The 24,460-nt window shown below is 53.3% G+C and carries 15 protein-coding genes, 1 tRNA gene and 2 riboswitches; of the genes, 6 read left to right on the top strand and 10 right to left on the bottom strand.

Going from position 1 to position 24,460, the window contains the following annotated elements:
* Positions 1-6 precede the first annotated feature (6 nt).
* The 5 genes from NST69_RS00820 to NST69_RS00800 form a co-directional block, all read right to left on the bottom strand.
* Positions 7-570 (bottom strand): Gx transporter family protein, encoded by a 564-nt coding sequence (locus NST69_RS00820; RefSeq protein WP_036700635.1) that lies wholly within the window; start codon positions 568-570, stop codon positions 7-9.
* Positions 554-943 (bottom strand): NusG domain II-containing protein, encoded by a 390-nt coding sequence (locus NST69_RS00815; protein WP_036700638.1) that lies wholly within the window; start codon positions 941-943, stop codon positions 554-556. Before NST69_RS00815 ends, NST69_RS00820 begins: the two co-directional genes overlap by 17 nt.
* A 204-nt stretch (positions 944-1,147) precedes the next feature.
* Positions 1,148-2,683 carry an HD-GYP domain-containing protein gene (locus tag NST69_RS00810; RefSeq protein WP_342548229.1) on the bottom strand — a complete coding sequence of 512 codons (1,536 nt, stop codon included), beginning with the start codon at positions 2,681-2,683 and terminating at the stop codon, positions 1,148-1,150.
* A gap of 496 nt (positions 2,684-3,179) precedes the next feature.
* Positions 3,180-4,145, bottom strand: coding sequence for an alpha/beta hydrolase (locus NST69_RS00805; protein ID WP_340958164.1), 966 nt, complete (start codon positions 4,143-4,145; stop codon positions 3,180-3,182).
* A 485-nt stretch (positions 4,146-4,630) separates the two neighbouring features.
* On the bottom strand, positions 4,631-7,732 hold the full coding sequence (locus NST69_RS00800; protein ID WP_342548228.1) for a choice-of-anchor A family protein: 3,102 nt from the start codon (positions 7,730-7,732) through the stop codon (positions 4,631-4,633).
* A gap of 81 nt (positions 7,733-7,813) precedes the next feature.
* A riboswitch (cyclic di-GMP riboswitch) is annotated at positions 7,814-7,906 on the bottom strand.
* A 749-nt stretch (positions 7,907-8,655) separates the two neighbouring features.
* Here NST69_RS00800 and NST69_RS00795 point away from each other — a divergent pair.
* Positions 8,656-9,021, top strand: a complete 366-nt coding sequence (locus tag NST69_RS00795) for a hypothetical protein (RefSeq protein ID WP_051478700.1) — start codon at positions 8,656-8,658, stop codon at positions 9,019-9,021.
* 362 nt (positions 9,022-9,383) lie between these two features.
* Here the strand turns inward: NST69_RS00795 and NST69_RS00790 are convergent, their stop codons facing one another.
* Positions 9,384-9,806 carry an ASCH domain-containing protein gene (locus NST69_RS00790; RefSeq protein WP_036732659.1) on the bottom strand — a complete coding sequence of 141 codons (423 nt, stop codon included), beginning with the start codon at positions 9,804-9,806 and terminating at the stop codon, positions 9,384-9,386.
* 97 nt (positions 9,807-9,903) lie between these two features.
* Here NST69_RS00790 and NST69_RS00785 point away from each other — a divergent pair, with 97 nt between their 5' ends.
* Positions 9,904-10,650, top strand: coding sequence for a YukJ family protein (locus NST69_RS00785; protein WP_342548227.1), 747 nt, complete (start codon positions 9,904-9,906; stop codon positions 10,648-10,650).
* 60 nt (positions 10,651-10,710) lie between these two features.
* Here the strand turns inward: NST69_RS00785 and NST69_RS00780 are convergent.
* The 3 genes from NST69_RS00780 to NST69_RS00770 form a co-directional block, all read right to left on the bottom strand.
* Positions 10,711-10,782: transfer RNA gene (locus NST69_RS00780), tRNA-Thr, on the bottom strand.
* A gap of 88 nt (positions 10,783-10,870) precedes the next feature.
* Positions 10,871-11,650, bottom strand: coding sequence for a sugar phosphate isomerase/epimerase (locus NST69_RS00775; protein ID WP_036732665.1), 780 nt, complete (start codon positions 11,648-11,650; stop codon positions 10,871-10,873).
* A 47-nt stretch (positions 11,651-11,697) separates the two neighbouring features.
* Positions 11,698-12,006, bottom strand: a complete 309-nt coding sequence (locus NST69_RS00770; protein WP_036732667.1) for an MTH1187 family thiamine-binding protein — start codon at positions 12,004-12,006, stop codon at positions 11,698-11,700.
* 341 nt (positions 12,007-12,347) lie between these two features.
* Positions 12,348-12,579: riboswitch (cobalamin riboswitch) on the top strand.
* Positions 12,580-12,887: 308 nt separating this feature from the next.
* On the opposite strand from NST69_RS00770, the gene NST69_RS00765 reads away from it, so the two are divergent.
* Positions 12,888-14,873 (top strand): anaerobic ribonucleoside triphosphate reductase, encoded by a 1,986-nt coding sequence (locus NST69_RS00765; protein WP_036732668.1) that lies wholly within the window; start codon positions 12,888-12,890, stop codon positions 14,871-14,873.
* Positions 14,870-15,397: an anaerobic ribonucleoside-triphosphate reductase activating protein gene (gene nrdG, locus NST69_RS00760; protein WP_036732670.1), complete on the top strand. Its 528-nt coding sequence runs from the start codon at positions 14,870-14,872 to the stop codon at positions 15,395-15,397. Before NST69_RS00765 ends, nrdG begins: the two co-directional genes overlap by 4 nt.
* A gap of 91 nt (positions 15,398-15,488) precedes the next feature.
* Here the strand turns inward: nrdG and ssuE are convergent, their stop codons facing one another.
* The gene (gene ssuE, locus NST69_RS00755) at positions 15,489-16,058 is read right to left on the bottom strand and encodes an NADPH-dependent FMN reductase (protein WP_036732673.1); all 570 of its coding nucleotides are present in this window, start codon (positions 16,056-16,058) and stop codon (positions 15,489-15,491) included.
* Between the two features lie 407 nt (positions 16,059-16,465).
* Between ssuE and serS the strand changes: the two genes are divergently transcribed.
* Together serS and NST69_RS00745 are read left to right on the top strand one after the other, a co-directional pair.
* Positions 16,466-17,758: a serine--tRNA ligase gene (gene serS / locus NST69_RS00750; protein WP_036732676.1), complete on the top strand. Its 1,293-nt coding sequence runs from the start codon at positions 16,466-16,468 to the stop codon at positions 17,756-17,758.
* 267 nt (positions 17,759-18,025) lie between these two features.
* A complete protein-coding gene (locus tag NST69_RS00745) occupies positions 18,026-24,349 on the top strand; it encodes an S-layer homology domain-containing protein (protein ID WP_342548226.1) in 6,324 nt (2,107 codons plus the stop codon).
* Positions 24,350-24,460 lie beyond the last annotated feature (111 nt).

Raw genomic sequence — 24,460 nt, 5'->3', positions numbered from 1 at the left:
CCGCAGCTAGTGACCCGGTCCGTTCAGGAACTCTTCAAACAAGGATATTTTGGATAGCGAGTCAACCACATACCGGACGGCGAAGCCGACAGCAATGCCCGTAATAATACCGGTAATCAGCAGCACCGGCAGGTAATAGAAAATACTCGTTGAATTGAAAACGAACGAGGCTGCCAGTAGCTGCCCCGTATTGTGAGCCAATCCGCCTGCAATGCTAATGCCGATGACACTGAACTTTCTGCGGCCAAGCTTCACCAGCGCGAACATCACGATGAAGCTGAACAGGGAGCCGAACAGGCTGAACAGCAGGCTGGACAGCGTACCGAGCAGGAAGGCGGTCAGCAGTGTCTTCAGGATCACCAGAACCAGGACATCCCGTCCGCGCAAAAAGTAAATACAGGTCAAAATCATAATATTGGCGAAGCCCAGCTTCGCCCCGGGCATGAGCCCCACTCCAGCCAGCGGGATCTGCGCCTCCACAATACTCAGCACCACAGCAACGGCAGCGAATATAGCGATAATTACGGTCCGCTTCAGAGCTGTAGCCGATTCACTACTGGACATAGCCATCTACTTCATCCTCCCCGGCCGCACTTGCAATCTCAACCAATACCCGGTGCGGAAGACAGACGATGGTCTGCTTGGGCAACGTGATGAATCCGAAGCCAAGACATACCTTATCGGGACAATCCGCATCAAACATCTCGACCCCGTAATCATGCACCTTCAGAATGTTATAGCCCCGTTCGGTGCGGACCTCAATAGTCTGCTCTTCTTTGGTAAGGGTTATCGTTTTGAATAACTTACCATCTACCGTGATGTTGGCCTTGAGTTCTTTGCCCGGCCCACCTTTATCAGCATCGTTTGACAGCCATCTTGGCACGAGAAAAGCGAGCGCAGCAATCAGAACGATAGAAATCAGCAGCACATCTGCGCGTTTCATAGAAATCTCCCTTATTTTTTAATTAAAATCCAGACTTAATAATTATAACGGTCTGCCCTCAATCCTTCAATGAATGTAGTCGTTAATTGTCGCAATTCCATGTCAGTTCACAAAATAGGCACGCAAAGCTGAAGCGGATCCTCCATAAACTGGATAGTATCCGCTTCGGCAAGGAATATAAGGATAATGCAATCATTTATAGAATTACCCGGCTTGGACGGGCTGAGCACCCTTACGGGCTTCCGGATTCCGGCCGAAGTACCCCAGGAACAGTCCGGCGAATTCAGGGTCCCACTGACTCCCCCTGCCCTGCTCCAGAATATTCAGCGCCCGCTCATGGTCCATCCCTTTCCGGTAAGGCCGGTCGGACGTCATAGCATCATAAGCATCCGCCACAGCGATAATCCGGCCGTGCAACGGAATATTCATACCGGCAAGACCATCCGGGTAGCCCCGGCCGTCATAACGCTCATGATGCGAGCGGACGCCGCCCAGATAGGGTGCCATTTTGTCCGCCGGTTCAATCTGCCGCAGAATATTCTCTCCCAGCACAGTATGACTCTGAATCTGGAGGAATTCCTCATCCGTTAAGGCTTCTTCCTTGAACAGGATGCTGTCTCTCACCCCGATCTTACCAATATCATGCAGCAGCGCTGACTTGCGCAGATCATCCAGCTCCTGCCCCCTCAGTCCGGCCAGCTGTCCGATAATCACCGAATACTCCGCTACACGGAGCGAGTGTCCTGCCGTATAGGAATCGCGGGCGTCCAGCGCCACGGCAAGGGTGGAGAAGTAGCTGTCCAGCAGTTGGCGGCTCTGCTGCTCCCGCGCCTGCAGCCCCCGGACCATCATGTTAAAGCCCGCCACCAGCTTCGAGAACTCATCGGAGTACTCATCCTGCACCTGGACCAGATTCCCGTCCTTCACCTGGTTCATCGCCTGATACAGCTCATGGATCGGATGCTGTACGCTGTTCGTCAGCAGCCAGGCCGCAATGGAGGAGAACAGCGTGCCGATCAGCATCACCATCCCCGCCCAGGCCCAGTAGCTCTGAAGTCCGACGACAACTATCGAATCCCCTTCACCGTTCATACGGATATGCGTGGCCATAATAAACAGGAACAGCGGGAAGGTGCCGATCAGCATACAGCTTACCAGGAATTTGGGGCGTATCGGCACGAACACATGGCCCTCCAGGGAAAAATCCACACCATACTGCTCCAGTGCACGGTTCCTGAATTCCTTGATCAGCGGAATAATGGAGGTGCAGGTCAGGAAGAATTCAATAAGGGAATGCATACAAGCCACAAGCACTGCGCAGCACATCGCCAGAATCAGATAGAAGTACGGAAACGTGACCCAGCCAGAATTGATCATCCACACCGACAGCAGCAGAGCCGGAACGGATAAGCCGAGCAGATGCGGCCCCATAATCCGCTGTATAGCCCGTTTGGGCAGCAGGTGCGTGTGCAGATATGCTTCTTCCAGCATAGACAATGCGGCATTCTCCTGAACCAGCGCAGCCCGTACGGGCCTGATCTGTCTGAGAAAGACAGTAATCTCAATAGAGGCCATTATTACGAAAGAACAAGCAAGCACCAGCAAGAGGCGGTAATATTCAACCCGGCTGATCTCCAGGGAAGATAACATAAGCAGACTCCCGACCGCGAGTACCGCTACAGCTGAGCCGAAGATATAGTTCCGGATCTGATTTCTCAAAAAGCTTCTGTATAGTCTCATCTGTCCCCTCATCCCCATCCGGCCTCAGCCCAATATACAGTTGCATTTATGTAAAGACCATGCTATAATAAAATAATATTTGTTTTCGAGTATGTTTATCCCCATCAAGAAGATGTCAGGCCGATGAATCACTTCTCTATATTATCGGCGGTTTGGACACAATATCTTACGTTTTCTTGCAGTACTTATCCCTTTTATGAGACTAAATTCGAACATAGCATTCCGATTCACACTGGCGCGGCCACGGAGCCGCAAGGACAAAAGAGAGGTAGGGCTTTTGTCGTATTGGAAGGATTATTCTCGCCACACGGCTGCTGGAAATAACAAGGAATAACGACACCCGTCTTGCTCACAGACGGCGGGGGATTAATATACCGATAAGACATGGCTGGCTGCTTCTCTGTTCTTCAGGGAAAGGCCCCATGTGTGGAACATAATTAGCGCCCGATAACCGCTGTCAGCGGATATCGGGCGCGTCTACGTTCTACGGACTTTTTTACCGTATAGATTCAGCGGCAGCCGGACTGTGTACATAACGTTCCACGAATTCGCCTACTGTGCGGATGTATGTGCTTTTATCCGTATCATAGGCAAGACCATGCCCCGCTCCATGCACCACCAGTTGCTCCTTCGGACTCCGGCAGGCCTCATACAGCTCATTCATCATTGCATAAGGCACGAACTTATCCGCATCCCCGTGGATGAACAGAATCGGCACCTTGGCCTTGCGAACCTGCTTCAGCGCAGACGCCTCCCCGAAGAAATAACCGGCCTTCATCCGGGTCACCAGACTGGCCACCGGCACAAACGGGAAGCTCGGCAGATGGTACATCCGCTTCAGCTGATAGGACAGCTGGGCCTTGACCGAGGTATAACCGCAATCGGCGACAATCGCCTTGACCTGCGGAGGAAGCTCCTCGCCGGACGTCATCAGCACCGTGGCTCCGCCCATAGATACACCATGCAGTACGATTTGCGCGTCCGGACCATTCTCCTGCAGAACGAATCCGATCCATTTCAGATAATCCCGTCGTTCCGGCCAGCCAAAGCCGATATAATCTCCTTCACTTTTCCCGTGTCCCCTGGCATCAGGCAGCAGCACATTGTACCCCAGGTTCTCATAATAGTTCTTGGCGGTCGCTCCCATATCCTTGGCCTTCCCGGAATAACCGTGGGCAACAATGACCGTCCGTCCGGCAGCACGCTCTGACGCCAGATAATAGCCTTGCAGCTTGAGCCCATCCTCAGAGACCAGCTCTACCTCACGGAAGGTCTGCCGGGACACCCACTCCGCTCCTTCTCCCCACGAGGCTCCGGCCACCGGCGGCGGATCGATCTTAAGGTCTGGGGTCTTGGCCAGGAATTCCTTAGGGGCCCGTTTAATGGCTACTCCATAAAAATAGAATCCGGCATACCCCACCCCTCCGGCCACCACGATCAGCACCACAAGCAGGTATATCATCCACATCAACGTTCCTCCTTCAGTAAGCAACCATATTAATTTGAGCCTAGTATAGCATGGGAGTACGGCCAACTAAAAATACGGCTGAGGCGCAAACTTCAACTCCATTGTACTCTGCAAGACTCTTGAAAGAAGCAGGTGGACTCTATTTAGCACACTCGCCTTCCCGCAGCAGATTGCATGTATGCTGTTTTCCACATACATTTGATCCGCTGACTCTCTCATCGGCACATTGTATATTGTTTTTCGCATACATTTGGTCCGCTGACTCTCTCACCGGCACATTGTATATTGTTTTTCGCATACATTTGGTCCGCTGACTCTCTCACCGGCACATTGTATGTTGTTTTTCGCATACATTCTGTATCCGGGCACTTATTTCCAATAAAAAAAAGAGCTGCTTTCAGGAGAACATCTTCTCCGAAAGCAGCCCTGGTCAAATTACAGGATCATCGTTTGTTTATATAAATCTCAGTTCCGGTCACTCATTTACGTTTGCTGTTTCTGGTGGTTCTTCTAAGAATCAAGCCCAGACCAGCGAGTGCCAAACCGGCAAAATAATAAGGCGCAGGACTGGATTCGCCCGTCTTCGGCAAGGTTCCATCCACAGGCACACCGCCTAGAGGAACCTCATCATCAATAAGGACTACATCGGGTGCCGGTTCTGCTGAAGGCGTTGGCTCCGGTGTTGCTGCTATTTGCGCAACCGCAACAGCCGGTGTCGGCGTCGGCACTGTTGTAGCTATTGGAGTTGCTACAGGTCCAAGCGGCAGCGGATCATCATTCACAACCACATCATTGCTCACGATAAATCCGATAATCGGAGTCGGCGTAGGCACTGGAGGGAAACTGAACGGCGGCGATGTTGGCGCTGGCGTTGTTACTGGTGTTGGATCTGGTGTCGGTGTCGGTGTCGGTGTCGGCGTTGGTGTCGGCTCTGGTGTCGGTGTCGGCGTTGGTGTCGGCTCTGGTGTCGGTGTCGGCGTTGGTGTCGGCTCTACCGTCGGTGTTGGTGTCGGCTCTACCGTCGGCGTTGGTGTCGGTTCTACCGTCGGTGTCGGTGTTGGCTCTACCGTCGGTGTTGGTGTTGGCTCTGCCGTCGGTGTTGGTGTTGGCTCTGCCGTTGGCGTTGGTGTCGGTTCTACCGTCGGTGTCGGTGTTGGCTCTACCGTCGGTGTTGGTGTTGGCTCTGCCGTTGGTGTTGGTGTTGGCTCTGCCGTTGGCGTTGGTGTCGGTTCTACCGTCGGTGTCGGTGTTGGCTCTACCGTCGGTGTTGGTGTCGGCTCTACCGTCGGTGTCGGTGTTGGCTCTACCGTCGGTGTTGGTGTTGGCTCTGCCGTTGGCGTTGGTGTTGGCTCTGCCGTTGGCGTTGGTGTCGGTTCTGCCGTTGGCGTTGGTGTCGGCTCTGCTGTCGGCGTTGGTGTTGGTTCTACCGTTGGTGTTGGTGTCGGTTCTGCCGTTGGCGTTGGTGTCGGTTCCGCTGTCGGCGTTGGTGTTGGCTCTGCCGTTGGTGTTGGTGTCGGCTCTGCCGTTGGCGTTGGTGTCGGTGTTGGTTCTACCGTCGGTGTTGGTGTTGGCTCTGCCGTTGGTGTTGGTGTCGGTTCTGCCGTTGGCGTTGGTGTCGGTACCGCCGTTGGCGTTGGTGTCGGCTCTGCCGTTGGTGTTGGTGTCGGCTCTGCCGTTGGTGTTGGTGTCGGCTCTGCCGTTGGCGTTGGTGTCGGTCCCGCTGTTGGCGTCGGTGTCGGTACTGCCGTTGGCGTTGGTGTCGGTACTGCCGTTGGCGTTGGTGTCGGTACTGCTGTTGGTGTTGGTGTCGGTACTGCCGTTGGCGTTGGTGTCGGTACTGCTGTTGGTGTTGGTGTCGGTACTGCCGTTGGTGTTGGTGTCGGTACTGCCGTTGGCGTTGGTGTCGGTTCTGCCGTTGGCGTTGGTGTCGGTACTGCTGTTGGCGTTGGTGTCGGTACCGCTGTTGGCGTTGGTGTCGGAACTGCCGTTGGTGTTGGCGTCGGCACCGCTGTTGGTGTCGGTGTTGGCTTCACCGTTGGCGTTGGTGTCGGCTTCACGGTCGGCGTTGGTGTTGGCTTCACGGTCGGCGTCGGTGTTGGCTTCACCGTTGGCGTTGGTGTCGGCTTCACAGTCGGCGTTGGTGTCGGCTTCACAGTCGGCGTTGGTGTCGGCTTCACAGTCGGCGTTGGTGTTGGCTTCACAGTCGGCGTTGGTGTCGGCTTCACGGTCGGCGTTGGTGTCGGCTTCACAGTCGGCGTTGGTGTCGGCTTCACGGTCGGCGTTGGTGTTGGCTTCACGGTCGGTGTCGGCTTCACGGTCGGCGTTGGTGTCGGCTTCACGGTCGGCGTTGGTGTTGGCTTCACGGTCGGCGTTGGTGTTGGCTTCACGGTCGGCGTTGGTGTCGGCTTCACGGTCGGCGTTGGTGTCGGTTTTACAGTCGGTGTTGGCTTTGGAGTTGGAGTGCACACAGGTGTAGGTGACGGTTTTATGGTCGGTGTTGGCTTCACTGTAGGTGTAGGCGTTACCGTCGGTGTTGGCTTCACTGTAGGTGTTGGCGTTACCGTCGGTGTTGGCTTCACTGTAGGTGTTGGCGTTACCGTTGGTGTTGGTTTCACAGTCGGTGTTGGCGTTACCGTTGGTGTTGGTTTCACTGTCGGCGTTGGTGTCGGTGATGGACTAGGTGTCGGCGTTGCGGTCGGCGTCGGACTCGGCGGCGGCCCCTCTCCCTCGTACAATCCCAGGTGCATCTCTACCCCGCCGCTAAAAGATTTTGCAATCAGGGTTCCGTACAGCTCTGCTCCGGCATAATGAACATCCGCTCTAGGTGCGAGGATCGTCCCGAAGAATGAGGTATAAGCGATATTCACCTCAGAAGCTTCGTAAAAGTTGAACAATACCTGACTGGCTCTGCCGTTATTCATTGAAAAGCTCGGCACATTGACTGTAGACCCGCTTATATTAATAATCAGCGTAGCGTTCTGTGCAATGTTGAATTCGATATAGTTGGTCTTCGCCAGTGTCGAGGCATCCAAATGAACTACATTGAAACGATCCGGTGCACTTATCTTGAGCTGTCCATAATGATTATCGCCAATCTCATTCGTGTCGGCCAAGGCCCCATACTCTGTGGATCGGGAGATCAGAGCTTGCTGCTCGGCTGCAAAATCAATCGGGCTGGCATTTTTCTTCCCGCCTTTGATGTTGACACCAGGCTCATTGGCTGTAAAGCTATCCCCAAATACCACATTTCCATAGATCTCTCCACTGCCTAAATGTACAAAATTCTTACCGGCCACAAGTACATCCGTCGGCGAAGCATCCCTGTATGCCCTGGCTACTCCGTATCCTCCGGAGAGGGTAATGTTCCCCGCCGCTGCCAGGCGGCCTTCAATCTGGTCATTGGCTTGTTTAAAATCCCCGAGGATAAAAGCATTAAAATTCCCTGCAACCCCCAAAACCGGTGTTGGCGTATACGGCACCCCTGAAGCTGCTCTAACATCCGTCCCCCACGTAAAGGCACTGGATAGGGTCAATAGGCCTGCCATAAGGATGGCAGCTGTTTTACGTACTCTTTTCTTCAATAGTCCACACCTCCTAGTTACTATTCTATGAATCTGTCACGCGACTATAACAACAAAAAGACCGCCACGAAGGGTTAGCTTCACGGCGGCCGGACGACCCTAGCCTCAACTTTAGAGACAGTAGATTCCTGACTTTGCGTCCCGTTCTTTCGATACGGTTTGCGTTTGTACATGATTTCGGTATGCAATTAAGATTTGCTTATGTAAGATCATTGTTGAGTCTATGACATTTGTTACTTTTGTACTAATTTCAGTTTATCCGCTCCCCCACCCTGTTGTCAATCCATTCCCAGTATATTTTTTGAAATTATTTTTGCGAAGATTCCTCATTTAACCCTTTTATCATAAGGCTTCAGGGGCGAATCTTTTTTTATATGCTGACGAAAAAAGTCGAGAAATCAGAGGATTGGCTGTAGCCGTTTATCTCTCTTACCTATAATAATATCAATTTATATTATTTAAATTTGATGCATTTGTCCTATTTTATCGCCTTCAGACCCCTCCTACTCATTGTCTGCTCCTGTTCAATGCAATTTTACCTATTTACAGGCACCTCAGCTCGAAAAAAAAGTGCCGCCCATAGGGACGACACCTGCTAATAGACTTCATATATTTTGAATAAAATGTCGCCTAGGCAGACCCGAACAGCTGAACCCAGCCAATCATCGATACCCAGAGCGGAACACTTAGAATGATCCCGAATACCAAACCACGGCGGAGGCTTCCTTCACGACTCATTGCCATTCTCCTTTGAGCTGATTTATTTTTCAATCTTTAATATTTCAATTTTAATATAAAATAATTCATCTTATTTTTTTGTGAAATATATCACATTATTTGAGTTAATTTATAAAACCCATTGATTATTTTTTGAAGGATGAGTTACAATGCGAATATACGTTCTCTTCGAGGGGTTGAGAAGGATGCAAAGAGCAGAGAGCCAGGACAACCTGCTGGTCAAATCTTATATTTTGCTGCCGCTTATTCTATCCGCCTTCGAGCGCGATGCTTCTGCTATAGCCTCTGAGCTGCGCACGCCTGCACCTTATCTGGAGGTAATCCAGTCGGCCGCTCATGCCGCTTCTGCCGATCTGCGGGAGGTCCGTGCCGGAATGCGCGCACGTGGTCTGAAGGTCTATGAGCAGCAGCGGCTGGAGACGGGTGTTGAAGCCAAATTTGTCTGCAGGGGCTATCACGAACGGATGCTGCTGCTGGATGATGTGATTGCCGCCCAGGCCACTCTGCATATGCGCAGATATCTGGGTATGGAGAAGATGGAGCAGCGCTAACAAAGAAGCCTGCCGCAAGCGGCAGACTTCTGCATTAAATGATCGCCCGGATGCGGCTACATTAACAACGTCCAATACCCCAATGTGCCGCATATCACCACCACAGCTACCGGGTACAGGATTCTCCGGCTTACCTGATCCCTGAACGCAAGAAACAAACAAAGCATACAAAGCCATGCAATTAGAAGGCTTCCCATCTATTATGCATACGCTCCTTCCCGGCATTTCTGCCCCTCTCCAGCGGTAGACCGCCTCAGAGCACAACTCTCCTTATATATAGGAAGATTTCCCGCCGAATATCCCAATTATACCAGCTGACAGCCAATCTGGAGCAATTTTTCTTCACATTGCCGTCAAGAAATTCACAATTCCTCTTCCAGCACAGGATATTCCCAGAAACCCAGACGTCCCTTAGCAGGTATGGGATGTACCAGCGGAACAACCTCCTCCAGCATCCAGGCATACCTTCCTTCGGCATAATTGCCGAATACATATTCATTGCCGCCCGGCCAGCCTTGCTGCGCAAGCTCCGGCGTCACCTCACAGCAATCCGCAATGCGGCTGACTGCAATGATCTTGCCGGTTGGCAGGTTGTCCGCAGTGTAACCGTAACGTGCCAGCAACGACTGATACGGCTCCGTCCGGCAGATCGCCTTATTCACCTGCATCCCGGCATGAATGGCTAACTCTCCCCGCTGGGCGGTCCGCCAGGTCCGGGTTTCGATTTGTTTTTCTCCCAGCGCAATTAACGTGGCCCACGGCTGGCGAATGGTTAGGCATTTCATAATGCAGCTTGCCTCCTCTGTTGAACACCTTTTTACTCAGAATGACTATGGCCTTCTATGGGAAACATTAATAGCTAAGAAGGGGGACTGACGAACTATGGGTAACGGATTAGATCAAGGGTACGGGGTATTAAAATGCAAATTATCCAATGAGAATACCATATATAAGCTAGGTGTCAAAAATAATCATGTCCAGGTACTGGTTGAGGTTGAAGGTGATATTAATAAAAAGTACAGGGTGGCTATCAATATCAGATCAAGCGCAAAAGCGGAACATTTACCGGAGGACACCGCAAATCAGGTGCTTTATTATGTGGGCGAACATTTCAAAGCGGAAGAAACGGCCCGTTGGCTCACGCTTGAATCCGGCTTCACGAAGATCACCAGGCATAACCGGAGCCTTGCCCTTGATTATATCAGGGGAAACCTGGTGATTCCCAGTAAGATGGTAGCTCTGCCTAATACGAACCGGAATGAACCCGAAAACAGCGATCCCCGCAACAATCTTTATGATAAAATCACCTCTTATCTCAAGGAGGCACAGCAACAGGATGCAACCCTGTACGTATTCGGCGAGCCTTGGGGACCAGAAGAGGATAAGCCCGATAAGTACTTCGGCTTCTCCCCTGGGCAGGGCGTTCATAATATTCATATGAACCAAGGCAATGCGGGCGGGTACGCCAGAGAAAATGGCACATGGCAAGACGGCGGCGTCCTTATTCATTTCGAGAATGAACACAGATGGGTGGCTATCTTCCTGGCCTTCCAGTCCCAATCCTGGTGCACTAACGACCAGGGAGATGCCACCAAGCCGGTTAGTGAATGTAATCATACCAATGCTTAAGGCCAATAAAAAACGCGGTCCCCAGAACCGGAAGGCCGCGTCAAGCTTAATTCATAAGAATGCTGGTGAAGGGAATTGAACCCCCGGCCTACGCATTACGAGTGCGTTGCTCTACCCCTGAGCTACACCAGCGAACAGGCTTTGCTGTCCTGCCAAACACAAAATATTATAACTCTTCCAGCGGAAAACGCAACCCCTTTTTCCGCTGGCTGCTGTGTCATCAGCCCTGCATCAGCCCTAGCCCGCGGAAATAATCCAGTGCGAGCTTAGCGCTTGCAAGAGAAGATACCTCATATGCCTCTTGCTCCACAATATAATAGAGAATTCCGCTCTGCTCCGCGATCTCGAAGACGCTCCGGAAATCGACCTCTCCCTTTCCGAGATCAGTCTCCTCATTGTCTGCTCCGAAGTCCTTAATGTGAACCAGCGGAACACGGCCGGCGTACCGCGACACATAATCAACGGGCCGGGCTCCCCCCCTGTATACCCATCCCAGATCAAACTCAGCCAGCATATGCTCGGCAGGAATCTGCTCCAGCCAGATATCGATGACCGCCTTGCCGTCAACCTCTTTGAATTCATAATCATGGTTGTGGTAGCCGTACTGCATCCCCGCCGCCCGGACCATTGCGGAAGCCTTCTCCAGGAATGGAATGATTCTCGTTACATCCTCTATGGAAGGGTTCGGCGGAAGCGGTGCCGACGGGGTGATCATATATTGCAGTCCGAGCTCTACACCGTATTCAATCTCTTTGGCTAATGCCTGCTCCATCTTATCCAGACTGCTGAAGTCCAGGCCTACATGCGCCGAAGGGGCCGCCAGGCCAAGTTCATCCAGCTTACGGCGCAGTTCCCCTGCAGATACACCGAAATAACCGGCGAATTCCACTGCCTGGTACCCCATCTCTGCCACCTTGGCCAGTGTGCCGAGGAAATCGCGTTCCGTCTGGTCACGCAGTGTATACATTTGAATTCCGATCTGCTGTGCTGCTTCTGTCATTAAGAATCCGCTCCTTATCGGTTGATTCTGATTAGATACTATTGTGGTTACTCTCCCTGTAGCTTGCGCTCCACAGATTCCAGCTTGCTGCGGCTGGTCGAGGTCTTGTCGCGCCGGTCATCGATCTTGAGTGAGGTTGAGACTCTCTGTGCCCCGGCGGTAAACGGCGACTCATGCAGCGCTTCTACCGCAGCCAGAATCCGCGCTACCGGTCCCTCAATAATTGTACCCATAGAAGTTAGCTCATAGGTAATGCCCTCCACCGTCTGCAGCACACGCTGCATCTCGGCCACATAGCTGCTGAGACTGGTGCTGCCTGTCCCGATCGGAATAACGGTCACTTCGCCAATTGCCATTGTGATCTCCCTCCTAATTATCTGGTATGCCTGAGTCTCTTATTTATCCTCTTATTGTAACGCTTCGCCAGGCTTGCTACAAATCACCTGCACCCTCTCTATTCTATTAATATCCGTCAAAATGATTACCAGGATTAGACGCACTCTATTTATGGATTCTTTGTGGCGTATTTTCGGAGATTTTATGAAAAATTCACGGCAGATTCATAGGAAAGTTGTGGATTACCTGTGGACTAACTGTGGATCAGCTGTGAGTAAAAGCGCCGAACCCGCTCCCCGTGCGGGATTGCAAAAAAACATTTACAAACACAATATATTGCGGTAGCTTTAATAGATAACAACAAAATATAGTAGAAACGGGTGTTTCACCCCTTGTAATAGAGGTGCGACTTAATAGGGAAGCGCGGTGCAAAACCGCTGCGGTCCCGCCACTGTAACCGGATGCTCCCAGGGTGCGATGCCCAGGGCCGCATTCTCCGGCTAAATGCCACTAAGGGGCGGAATAAGCCCCCCGGGAAGGCGCCGGAGGAGTTGCCGGAAGCCAGGAGACCTGCCTGTTTCGGTGGCACCGCTTAGACTCCTGCGAGGAACAGGGGAGGTGTCCGTATGCGGCCTGCCATAGCAGAGTTAGCCTTCCGTCAATCGGGCCAGAGGCTGCCGATACCTGAGGACGATCGTGGATTATCTTCAGGTATCGGCTCTGCGGAATGTACAAGAACGGGCGTAAGCTATTTGCCCAGTGTCTGCTCGTATATTCCACCCAGACCACAGGCAAACTTCCGCTTCCCGGATCTTTGCATCATGCATTCGGGCATTTCCGGCCTTCCCGGCCGGAGGTGCTTTTTTAACGCTTACAATACCCGAGAGGAGAGAGTTATATAATGACGCTGCTGGAGAAACGTTATAACGAAGGACAAGCTGCACAGGAGGATCTTTTGGAAGAGGTCATTCATCTGGGACGGGATATTATCGACAGCCGGGATCTGGATCTGCTGCGCGAGAACGCCAACCTGAACGGGGAGAGCTTCTCCGGCAAAATGAGCAAATTCGGCAGTGAATACTCCAAATGGTATGCCCGCAACTTCACCATGCCGCCGCAGCTGGTACAGGCTACCCTGGATAATGTCGTCTATGTGCATGACCTGGATCAATACGCCATCGGAACCACCAACTGCATCTTCATCCCGTTCGAACGGCTTCTCCGTGAAGGCTTCAACACCGGCAACGGCAGCGTACGGCCTCCCAACTCGATTATGACGGCGATGTCGCTGGTGGCGATTATTTTCCAGTCGCAGCAGAATGCGCAGTACGGCGGTGTGTCCGCCAACAAGCTGGATTATGATCTGGCTCCTTATGTGACCAAGTCCTTCTCCAAGCTCTTCCGCAAAGGTCTGGAGTATTTCGAGGAGAATGCAGAGGTTTCAGAACTTGGGGAGATTACGATGAGCCGCAGCGATCTGGCTGAGCAGTATCCGCGCGCCTTCCGTTTTGCCCTGAAGGAGACGCAGAGCGAGACCCTGCAGGCCGCAGAGAGTATGGTACATAACCTGAATACGATGTCCAGCCGCTCCGGCGGCCAGATTCCTTTTACCAGCATCAACTACGGGACCTGCACCTCCCCGGAGGGCCAGCTTGTGATCAGCTCACTGCTGACGGCTACGATGAACGGACTGGGCAGCGGGGAGACGCCGGTGTTCCCGATTCAGATCTTCAAATGCAAGCAAGGCATCAACCAGCAACCGGGTGACCCTAACTATGAGCTGTTCCTGAAGGCAGCGGAGTGCTCGGCGCGCAGATTGTATCCGAACTTCGCCAACCTGGACGCTCCGCTGAACATGCAATATTATGATCCGGCTGACCCGGATACCGAGTTCGCTACGATGGGCTGCCGGACCCGTGTGCTCGGCGACCGCTTCGGACGCAACCATTGCTCCGGCAAAGGCAACTTGTCCTTCAATACGCTCAACCTGGTGCGTCTTGGACTGGCCCACGGCACGATAACCGGCCGCCGCCTGGCTGCTGATGAAGAAGGGTTCTTCGACGACCTGAATCACTATATGGATATTGCGCTGGACGGTCTGCTGCACCGCTTCCGTATCCAGGCTTCCCAGAAGGCCAAAGCCTCCGATTTCATGATGCGTGAAGGCGTCTGGGAGGGCGGCGAGCAGCTTGCCCCTGATGACAGTGTAGGCGAACTGCTGAAGCACGGCAGCCTGTCGCTGGGCTTCATCGGGATGGCCGAATGCATGAAAGCCATGTACGGCAAGCATCACGGCGAAGATATGGAGATTCACGCCAAGGCTGTAGCCATTGTCCGCCACATGCGTGAATATTGCGACCGCAAGAGCGAGGAGCTTAACCTCAACATCACCTTGTTCGCAACACCGGCCGAAGGTCTCTCCGGTAAGTTCACCAAGATCGACCGCAAGGTGCTCGGTTCTATCCCTGGGGTAACCGACCGTGAATACTATACGAACTCGTTCCACATTCCGGTCTACCATGAACTTAGCGCAGCCAAGAAGATCAGCCTGGAAGCCCCGTTCCATGAATATTGCAACGCCGGAGCGATCTCCTATGTCGAGCTGAACGGCAATGCCCGGAGCAATCCTGCAGCCTTCGTCAAAATCATCAAATATGCGCTGGAGCAGGACATCAGCTACTTCAGCATCAACCATCCGATTGACCGCTGCTCCGGCTGCGGCTATGAAGGGGTCATCGGCACGAATTGCCCGACCTGCAATGCCCATGAGGATACCACCCATATCCGCCGTCTGCGCCGGGTTACCGGGTATCTGACCGGTGACTATCAGACCCGTTTCAATGCGGCCAAGCAAGCCGAAGTCCGGGACCGTGTTAAGCATCTATGAACATCTGCGGATATTATCCGGAGTCGATCAATGAAGGGGAAGGCCTGCGGGCCGTCCTCTTCGTCAGCGGCTGCCGCCACCGCTGCCCGGGCTGCTTCAACCCGAAGACCTGGAACTTTAACTACGGGGAGGCCTTTACCCCGGAGCGCCGGCGGGAGATTATAGAGGAGATTGCAGGCAATCCGCTGCTGGACGGCTTGACGCTGGCGGGCGGGGACCCTTTTTTCTCGGCTGAGGAGGCTGCAGACTTCATACACGAGCTGCGCGCCGAGCTGCCGGCCTTCCCGGTCTGGATCTATACCGGCTATACGTACGAGGAGCTTACGGCTTCCCCGGGCTCTGCGGAATGGAAGCTGCTGGCCTTGTGCCAGGTCGTGATCGACGGACGGTTCGTCGAAGAGCTCAAAGACCTTACCCTCTCCTACCGGGGAAGCAGCAACCAGCGGATCATTGATATTCCGGCGAGTCTGGCGGGAGATAGGGTTGTTCTGTGGGAGCCGGAGCTGAGCTTTCAAGGAGTATAACTCCTAAATAGACAAAGGCACTAAACTCCCGCATCCGGGTGGTTTAGTGCCTTTTGATTGTACCGGGGATGATCGGACCGGCAGCGTAACCTTATTCCGCGGCTCCTGTCTGTCCTGCCTTGCGCCCCACCTTATGCTCCGTCTCCTCCGCCAGCTCTTCCAGCACGCTGTTCAGGCGTAAACGCAGCTCTTCAGCCAGCTCAACTACGCCCTGGTCGTTACGAACCGCCTGGGAGTCTACGGCGTAGACGCCGCCAAGAATGTAGCGGGCGCCAAGCACGGACAGTACCGGCTTCAGTGCATAGTCGATCGCCAGCAGATGTGCAAGACTTCCGCCCATGAAGAGCGGCAGGACGATTTTGCCGGCCAGCCCTTTTTGCGGCACCAGATCCAGGAAGGTCTTCAGTACTCCCGTGTAAGAAGCCTTATATACCGGACTGACTACGATTACCGCATCAGCTTCCGCTACGAGCCCATTCGCCTTGACAATGGCCTCGCTCTCGAATTTGGTATGGATCAGATCCTCCGCAGGCAGCTCCGCCACATTGATCCGCTCCACTTCATACCCGCGCTCCCGCAGGGCATTCTCTGCATACTCAATCACGGCATTGATCCGTGAGACCAGCGAGGGTGTTCCGTTAATTACGACTATTTTGGCCATTTCCGCACCTCTTCCGTCCGCATAATAGGATAAACCGGGCTGCTTCGCCGGGCATCAATACTTTAAATTAGTAATAATCCTAGCAGAGTACAAGGAATATTGTCAAACCCCTCTTATGCTTGCAAACTGCTGCCGCTCTGGTTATAATAAACGGCAAACCTATATCCCGACCAGGCCAACGACCGGCATCCAACCGCGAGGCGTCTGCGACCGGAGCAGCTTCCTGTTCCCTAAGTTTACCGGGTTTCGCCCGTTACCGCGAAGACCAAAGAGGGCCTGATTCCGCGCTGCTTAGCTGCTATACGCGAATGAGGTCAACCTGGGTGGCACCGCGAGCTGACGCTCCTCGTCCCATGGATGAGGGCGTTTTTTGCGTTTTTTTACCCACACTTAAGGAGCGGATGCAGATGTTGGATATGAATTGGATCAGGGAGAATGAGGACCTTGTACGGAAGACGGCCGAATGGAAAAGATTGAAGTTCCCCCTGGAGGAACTTCTGGAGTGGGATGACCGGCGGCGGGAGGTACGCCGGGCCACCGAGCAGCGGCGCGCGGAGCGCAACGCGCTGACGAAGGAGGTCGAGCGCCTGCTGCGCGGGGGCGACCCTGAAGGCGCCGAGCACGCAAAGGCGCAGGTGCGGGGCACCCTCAGCGAGCTGGCGCTGCTGGAGGCGGAGCTGGCAGAAGCGGAGCAGCGCTGCGGCGAGCTGCTGCTGGAAGCGCCGAATCCCGTGTCGGCGGATACGCCGATCGGGCCGGATGACAGCGCGAATGTGGAGCTGCGGCGGCATGGCGCGCCGCCGGTATTCGGCTTCCGCGCGCGGGACCATGTCGAGCTCGGAGAGCTGCACGACATCATCGACCTTCCGCGCGGTGTCAAAGCCGGAGGGCCCCGCAGCTATGTGCTGAAGGGGGCCGGGCTGCTGCTGCACCTCGCCGTGCAGCGGCTGGCGCTCGATGTGCTGATGCAGCGCGGCTTCACCGCGATGGATGTGCCCGTGATCGTCCGGCCGGAAGCGCTGGAGCGGACCGGGTTCTTCCCCGGCGGCCGGGACCAGACCTACGAGCTGACAGGCGAGAAGCGCTGGCTGGCCGGGACCTCGGAGGTGTCGCTGGTCTCGCTGTACAGCGATGAGATTCTGGAGCTGGATCAGCCGCTGCGGCTGGCCGGGATGTCGGCCTGCTTCCGCCGCGAGGTCGGCTCGGCCGGCCGCGATGTGCGCGGGCTGTACCGGGTCCACCAGTTCTCGAAGATCGAGCAGGTGGTCATGTGCAAGAACGATCCGGCAGAATCAGAGCAGATGCTCCAGGAGATTCTCGGCAATGCCGAGCATATTCTTCAGCTGCTGGAGCTGCCTTACCGGGTAGTCGCCGTCTGTAGCGGAGACATGGCGATGAAGACCCATAAGCAGTATGACATCGAGACCTGGATGCCGGGCAGAGAAGCTTACGGGGAGACCCACTCGGCTTCCAATCTGCTCGACTTCCAGGCCCGCCGCTCGGGCATCCGCTACCGTGATGAAGACGGGCGGCTGCAATACTGCCATACCTTGAACAACACAGCGGTGGCCACGCCGCGCATTCTGATTCCGCTGCTGGAGAACCACCAGCAGGAGGACGGATCGATCTATATCCCGCAGGCGCTGCGGCCGTATATGGGCGGGGCGGAGCGGATTGAAACGGGAGTGAATCACGGCTGATATCCGGCTCTACAACGTCGACTATAATTGATTTTCTATTAATAATCGATAATAGCCATTCCCCAATATTGGGGAATGGCTATTTATATAGATTTTATACTAAACATTACTACTATTTTTATGCATTTCTAATAAACTTCTCTATTATTCTTTTGAATTGGTCTCAATTTAATATATATTTATATGAAGCGACCCTTTATTTAACAATTAAATGGTAGAATAATGGGGAATGCCAATCATAGTTTTGAGAGGAGTGGGTTTAGGATCATGGTTATTTCTCACAGGATGCGAAGATGGCTGTCTACAGGGTTATCCGTGCTAATGCTGCTCGGACTGTTAACGCCTGCTGGACAAAGTGCACAGGCAACAGCGGATAACAGTAATATTGTAATCTCACAAGTCTACGGTGGCGGCGGCAACGGCGGCGCTAAATACAAAAATGACTTCATTGAATTATACAATCCTACGGATACAGCAGTGAGTCTTGAGGGATGGAAGGTGCGTTATGCCAGTGCCAATGGTGACCTAATTAACACATCCGACATCTCAGTATTAACAGGAACCATTGCCGCGAAGGGATACTTTCTGATCCAGCAATCGGCTGGTACCGGAGGTACGGTTGAATTGCCAGCCCCTGATTATACAGGAACATTAAAGCTTGGAGCTACCAATGGCAAAATTGACCTTGTAGATGCCTCCAATGCAGGTGTTGATATGGTTGGCTTCGGAACTGCCACTACTTATGAAGGCAGCGGAGCTACAGCCGCACTAAGCAGTACCCTTGCCGCAGTGCGCAAGACCGCAGACATTTCACCTGCAGATAACCGTGCCTTCGATACCGATAATAACTCTAAGGACTTCACCGTCCAGCCCCCTGATCCCCGCAATAGCCATTATGGTCTCAGTCAGACTGTAGCGCCGGTTATTGCCACTCCGTCTGCCAATGCCTGGCCCGCAGGCACTGAAATCTCCCTTAATACTTCAACCGTTGGCGCATCCGTGTACGCCGCAGTCTACATAGACGGCGCCGAAGCGGCATTCAAGCCATACAGCACCCCTATCCTACTAAATGCACCCACGACAATCAAAACCTATGCTGTATCCGATGCAGTCTATAGCACAGAATCGAGCTATGATTACACTCTCCTTAAACAACAGGATATTGCCTCTGTCCGCCCGGCACCTAAGGGTCAGAACGTATGGACGGAAGGAACGGTTACACACATCGACGGCGCAAAAATGTACATTCAGGATGCCACTGCTGGCCTTGTGCTGTACGGGTACCCTGACTTCGCCAAAGCAGGAGATATTGTTAATATTCAAGGTGTTATGGATATCTACAGTAACCTCCAGGAACTTAAACCGTCCGCCGGGCTTAACTACAGTGTAGTGACTCCGGATGCCGGTGTTCCTGCTCCCCAGTTAATTACCGCCGCAGAACTGACAACAGCAAATGGTGAAGCTTATGAGGCTAAACTTGTCACACTTGAGAATGTAACAATCAAAAGTAAAGACGGTAAGAATGTCACCGCCATTCAAGCTGAGCAGCCGTTCAGAATTTACTCTGACCTGCCTCAACTGACCGCAGAAAAGCATTTTGATAGAATCACCGGTGTTATTGAACAGTTTAATGATGTCTATCAATTCATTCCGCTGAATGCCGAGAGTCTGGTAGAAGAGCTATTCTCTGTGACCGCCAGCCCCGGCGCCGGACGAATCATTAGCGGAGGCTCTGTAACACTATCCAGTCCTACAGAAGGAGCAGCTATCTATTATACGCTCGACGGCTCAGAACCTACCGTGACCAGTACGTTGTATACCGTTCCGGTTACGATTACTAAGGATACTGTAATTAAAGCTATCGCTTCCATTCCGGGCCAGACCAGCAAAGTATTCACGTTCAGTTATACCGCTTCAGCGCCTCCGCGCATCCATGATATTCAAGGGGAATCCCATTCCTCTGAATATGCCGGCCAGACCGTTACTGATGTCGAGGGGATTGTTACCCAATATGGATATACATTTGCGAACGGCAATTATAAAGGATTTTTCATCCAGGACCCTAAGCCGGATAGCAATGACAATACCTCTGAAGGCATATTCGTATACAGCACGAATGCCAGCCTGAAGCCCGATATTGGAGATCATGTGACTGTATCGGGTATGGTGTCGGAGTACAATGAGGGCAGCAGCAAGAATCTGACTTCCACCCAAATTACACTCAGTACAATCAAGACAGTTGCCAAAAACGTAAAACTTCCAGAGCCTGTAGTTCTGGGCAAAGGCGGGCGGATCATCCCGTCCTCAGTCATCGACGATGATAAACTAACCGAATTCCAGCCCGATGAGGATGCTATGGACTTTTATGAATCGCTTGAGGGGATGCTCGTTACACTTCCGACTCCTACGATTCTCAGTCCGTATTGGACAAGCGGCGGCGGTACCTCCACCGTATATAACATTCCTACGAGAGTGGACAATATGATGGACGATGTTATTACACCGGCAGGCGGACTTGTTCTAAAAGGCGCCAAAAACCTTAATCCGCAACGGCTGCTGATCGCCTATGGCAATCCCGGCCAAGAGGTTGGTACCGGTGATACATTCAACGGTGATGTGACCGGAGTAATCGGCTACAACAATGGAAATTTCAAGGTTATTCCGGCGAATGGAAGTCTGCCCGGCATTACGCAAGGAAGCTTCACACAGGAGACCTCTACGATTGCTGTAGCTGAGGACAAGCTGCTGGTGGCTTCGTATAATATCGAGAACTATTACCCTGGCGTAGGAGCCGCGAAGATTCAGAAGCTGGCTCAGTCCATCGCTGTAAATCTCCAGAAGCCGGATATTATCAGCGTCGTTGAAATGCAGGACAGCAACGGCGAGACTGACAACGGTATCGTGGAAGCCAATGCCGCCGAGCTGATCGAAGCGATTCAGACCGCCGGAGGCCCGGCGTACCAGTATATTGATATTGCTCCATCGGATAAAGCAGACGGCGGTGCTCCCGGCGGTAACATCCGGGTTGGATTCCTCTACAATCCGGTAAGAGTCAAGCTGTCTGACAGCATCAGCGGACAGAAGGGTTCCGCTCTGCAAGCGGTCAGCTACAATGCGGCTGCGGACAAGCTCACCTACAATCCGGGAAGAATTGACCCGGCGAACGATGCCTTTAAAGAATCCCGCAAGCCGCTTGCGGCACAATTCGAGTTCAAAGGCAAGAAGGTCATTGTAATTGCCAATCACTTCAATTCCAAGTCGGGGGACAACGGCCCGTTTGAGAACGTTCAGCCACCGGTTTTGTCAAGTGAGACACAGCGTCACAAGATTGCCGCCGTCGTGAACGGCTTCGTCAAGGATGTGCTCGCAGCCAACCCGTCGGCGAATATTATTGCCATGGGCGACTTGAATGATTTCCAATTCACCAAGACCGCAGATATTCTCAAAGGTAATGAGCTGGACAATCTGATTGACAAGCTGCCGCTTAATGAACAGTACACTTATACGTATGACGGAAACTCACAGGTACTGGATCATATTTTGGCGAGTAAAAATATTGCGAAATCCGCAGAAATGGACGTTGTCCATCTTAATGCAGACTTCCCGGCATCGCGTGGACGGGCATCCGACCATGATCCGGTAGTCGCTCAGTTCGACCTATCCAACTTCGCTCTGCGTGTGCTGCACACGAATGACACGCATGGACATCTGGAGACGATTGCCAAGCGTGCTACGGCGATCAAGCAGGAACGCAATCCCTATACTCTACTGTTAGATGCAGGAGATGTGTTCTCAGGGACACTCTATTCCACTACGTTTAAAGGCATGGCGGATGTTGATTTCATGAACGACCTCGGCTATGACGCGATGACCTTCGGCAACCATGAATTTGATCAGAATAAGGAGCATCCTGAATACCTGAGAAATTTCGTGGAAGCGGCGAAATTCCCGTTCGCGAGCGCAAACATTGACTTTACCTCTAAGAACAGTGAGCTTGCAGACCGGTACCACAACGATATCGTTACCATCGGCGAAGGTGACACCGCGTATAACGGGAACATCTATCCGGCTGTAATCAAAGACGTCTACGGGGAGAAGGTCGGTGTCTTCGGCCTGACCACTGAGGATACGGTCGGATTATCTTCTCCGGGGGATAAGATTAGCTTCAAGGACCATATAGAGAGCGCGAGGAACACTGTAGCGATGCTCGAAGCTAAAGGGGTTAATAAGATTATCGCGGTAACCCATCTGGGGTATACCGTAGACAAGAATCTCGCTGCCGCCGTCGACGGCATTGACATCATTGTCGGCGGGCATTCTCATACCAAGATCGACAACCCTCCTGAGCCGGTTACCAACGTTGGTACAGGTAAGCCTGTGCTGGTGGTCCAGACAGGAGAATACGGCCAAAATCTGGGTGAGCTGAATGTTGTCTTTGACAAAAACGGTGAAATTGTATCGTACAACGGAAAGCTGCTGGATGTAGCCAAATACGCTGAAGATCCGGCGGCCAAAGCCAAGCTCGCTTCTGAATACGATTCTAAGCTCTCCGCCGTTCGGGCTGAGAAGGTAGGATATTCAGACGTTGATCTCTACACAAACCGCGACATCGACGGGAAATCCGTCCGCGTGGTGCGTAAGGAAGAGACGCCGATAGGTAATATGATTGCGGACAGTATTGCGGAGAAGGTTACCGAGCTGATGCCTAACTTCGTGTCCAAGGAGGAGCTTGGTACGATCAAAGGCGTCGTGGCCATCCAGAATGGCGGAGGGATCCGTGCAGCGATTGATAAGGGTGAGATTACGATGGGCGAAGTGTTAACCACACTCCCATTCAATAACAGCCTGGTTGCCCTGAAGGTTACCGGCGCGGAGATTATCTCCTCCCTGGAGAACGCAGTCAGCGGCCTGGAGCTAGACCAGGGACGTTTCGCCCATGTCTCGGGGATGAAATACACGTATGATTCGACTAAAAAACCAGAGATTGTGAGTTCATTGACCGGTCAGGTGACCCAGACCGGGGAACGCATCATCTCCGTTGAGATCAAGCAGGCGGACGGATCTTACCAGCCGATTGATCCGGCAGGCTATTATATTCTGTCCACGAACTCCTTCATGGCTGGCGGCGGGGACTTCTACCGCGCACTGGCTTCAGCCAAGGCGGATGGACGTTATTATGAACTGGGTCTTCCCGACTTCGAAGTCCTGCTGGCCTATCTGAAGAAGCATAATCCGGTAACTTCAAGCGTTGAAGGACGGATCACCGATCTGAAGGGTGCCGTTCCAAACCCAAGTCCGACTGTAACGCCTACTCCGGCTCCAACCACGGCACCGGAAGGCGGAAGCCCAGGGGGCACCGGAGGAGTGACTCCTACGGCAACGCCATCAGTAACCTCTACTCCAAGCGCGGCAGCACCGCAGGTTACCACGCTTACAGCAGCAGAGCTTACAGCGAAGCTGGCCGCACTGCCAGCCGGTTCTAGTGAGCTGATCATTCCGCTTACAGCGTCGGCAGGAGGCGCACAGGTTGTCCTGCCAGGCAGTGTGCTGGTTCAGCAGGCGGCTGCCCGCCCTGATACCGTGCTTACCTTCACCTCATCAGGCGGAGCCTCCTACTCCCTGCCGCTGAGCGTTGTGAACGGATCAGCACTGGCTGCAAGATTTGGCACCGGGGAGTTCACGGTCACTGTCTCGCTGCTTCAGGCCGGACCTGCTGCACTTGACGGTCTGAACAAGGCCATTGCCGCACAGGGCAATGTGGTCACACTAGCCGGCCCCATCATTGAATTCAGTGTCACTGCCCAGGCAGGCACCACCAATGTACCGCTGAACAGCTTCGGCAGCACTTATGTGAAGCGGACAATCACGGCCACAGGTGCACTTGATGCCAAGGGTGCGACCGGTGTCGCCTTTGACCCGGCCACGGGCAAGCTTTCCTTCGTGCCTTCTGTCTTCGCAAGCCCGGCAGACGGACATACAGAGGTAACGATCAAGCGCAACAGCAACAGCTACTACACTGTCGTTAAATCGTCCAAGACCTTCGGTGACACTGCCGGCCATTGGGCACAGGGCTCCATTGAGCTGCTGGCCTCCAAGCTGGTGATTAACGGCACCAGCAATACCGCCTTCTCACCTGCGCAGTCTATTACACGGGCAGAGTTCGCAGCCTTGATCACCCGCTCGCTGGGGCTTGCACCGGCAGCAACAGGAACATCCTTCAGTGATGTCCGTGCTGGCGCATGGTACACGGATGCTGTACAGACAGCAGCAGCCGCAGGTCTGATTACCGGTTATACCGATGGCAGCTTCAAGCCGGGCAGTCCGATTACCCGGCAGGAGATGGCAGCCGTCCTGTCCAAAGCTATGAAATACACCGGCAAGACCCTGACGGCCGATTCGGCTGTACTGGCTAAATTCCGCGATGCCTCAAGCATCCCGGCCTGGTCCAGAGCAGCGGTAGCAGAGATCGCCGCCGCAGGCATCATCCAGGGTACCCCTGATGGTGCGTTCGCTCCGGCGAAGCTGGCTACCCGTGCGGAAGCGGCTACGATGCTGGAGAAGACCTTGAAGTCGCTGCAATTCATTAACTAACGCACGCACGCTAAAGCGTTATACGAGGTTTAAATCAGTAAAGGCGGTTCCCAAGGCGCATGATGCGCTGCGGGAACCGCCTTTTTTTGAATAATAAGATTTGCCAAACCA

Source organism: Paenibacillus sp. FSL P2-0089 (genome assembly GCF_038595095.1).
Classification (GTDB): Bacteria; Bacillota; Bacilli; order Paenibacillales; family Paenibacillaceae; genus Paenibacillus_AQ; species Paenibacillus_AQ silagei.
This window is presented reverse-complemented; position numbering and strand designations above follow the sequence as displayed.

Excerpts from the sequence above, each read along its gene's own strand:
- NST69_RS00820 (WP_036700635.1), bottom strand. The coding sequence starts at position 570 with ATGGCTATGTCCAGTAGTGAATCGGCTACAGCTCTGAAGCGGACCGTA.
- NST69_RS00815 (WP_036700638.1), bottom strand. The coding sequence starts at position 943 with ATGAAACGCGCAGATGTGCTGCTGATTTCTATCGTTCTGATTGCTGCG.
- NST69_RS00810 (WP_342548229.1), bottom strand. The coding sequence starts at position 2,683 with ATGAGACTATACAGAAGCTTTTTGAGAAATCAGATCCGGAACTATATC.
- NST69_RS00805 (WP_340958164.1), bottom strand. The coding sequence starts at position 4,145 with ATGATATACCTGCTTGTGGTGCTGATCGTGGTGGCCGGAGGGGTGGGG.
- NST69_RS00795 (WP_051478700.1), top strand. The coding sequence starts at position 8,656 with ATGCAAAGAGCAGAGAGCCAGGACAACCTGCTGGTCAAATCTTATATT.
- NST69_RS00790 (WP_036732659.1), bottom strand. The coding sequence starts at position 9,806 with ATGAAATGCCTAACCATTCGCCAGCCGTGGGCCACGTTAATTGCGCTG.
- NST69_RS00785 (WP_342548227.1), top strand. The coding sequence starts at position 9,904 with ATGGGTAACGGATTAGATCAAGGGTACGGGGTATTAAAATGCAAATTA.
- NST69_RS00775 (WP_036732665.1), bottom strand. The coding sequence starts at position 11,650 with ATGACAGAAGCAGCACAGCAGATCGGAATTCAAATGTATACACTGCGT.
- NST69_RS00770 (WP_036732667.1), bottom strand. The coding sequence starts at position 12,006 with ATGGCAATTGGCGAAGTGACCGTTATTCCGATCGGGACAGGCAGCACC.
- NST69_RS00765 (WP_036732668.1), top strand. The coding sequence starts at position 12,888 with ATGACGCTGCTGGAGAAACGTTATAACGAAGGACAAGCTGCACAGGAG.
- nrdG (WP_036732670.1), top strand. The coding sequence starts at position 14,870 with ATGAACATCTGCGGATATTATCCGGAGTCGATCAATGAAGGGGAAGGC.
- ssuE (WP_036732673.1), bottom strand. The coding sequence starts at position 16,058 with ATGGCCAAAATAGTCGTAATTAACGGAACACCCTCGCTGGTCTCACGG.
- serS (WP_036732676.1), top strand. The coding sequence starts at position 16,466 with ATGTTGGATATGAATTGGATCAGGGAGAATGAGGACCTTGTACGGAAG.
- NST69_RS00745 (WP_342548226.1), top strand. The coding sequence starts at position 18,026 with ATGGTTATTTCTCACAGGATGCGAAGATGGCTGTCTACAGGGTTATCC.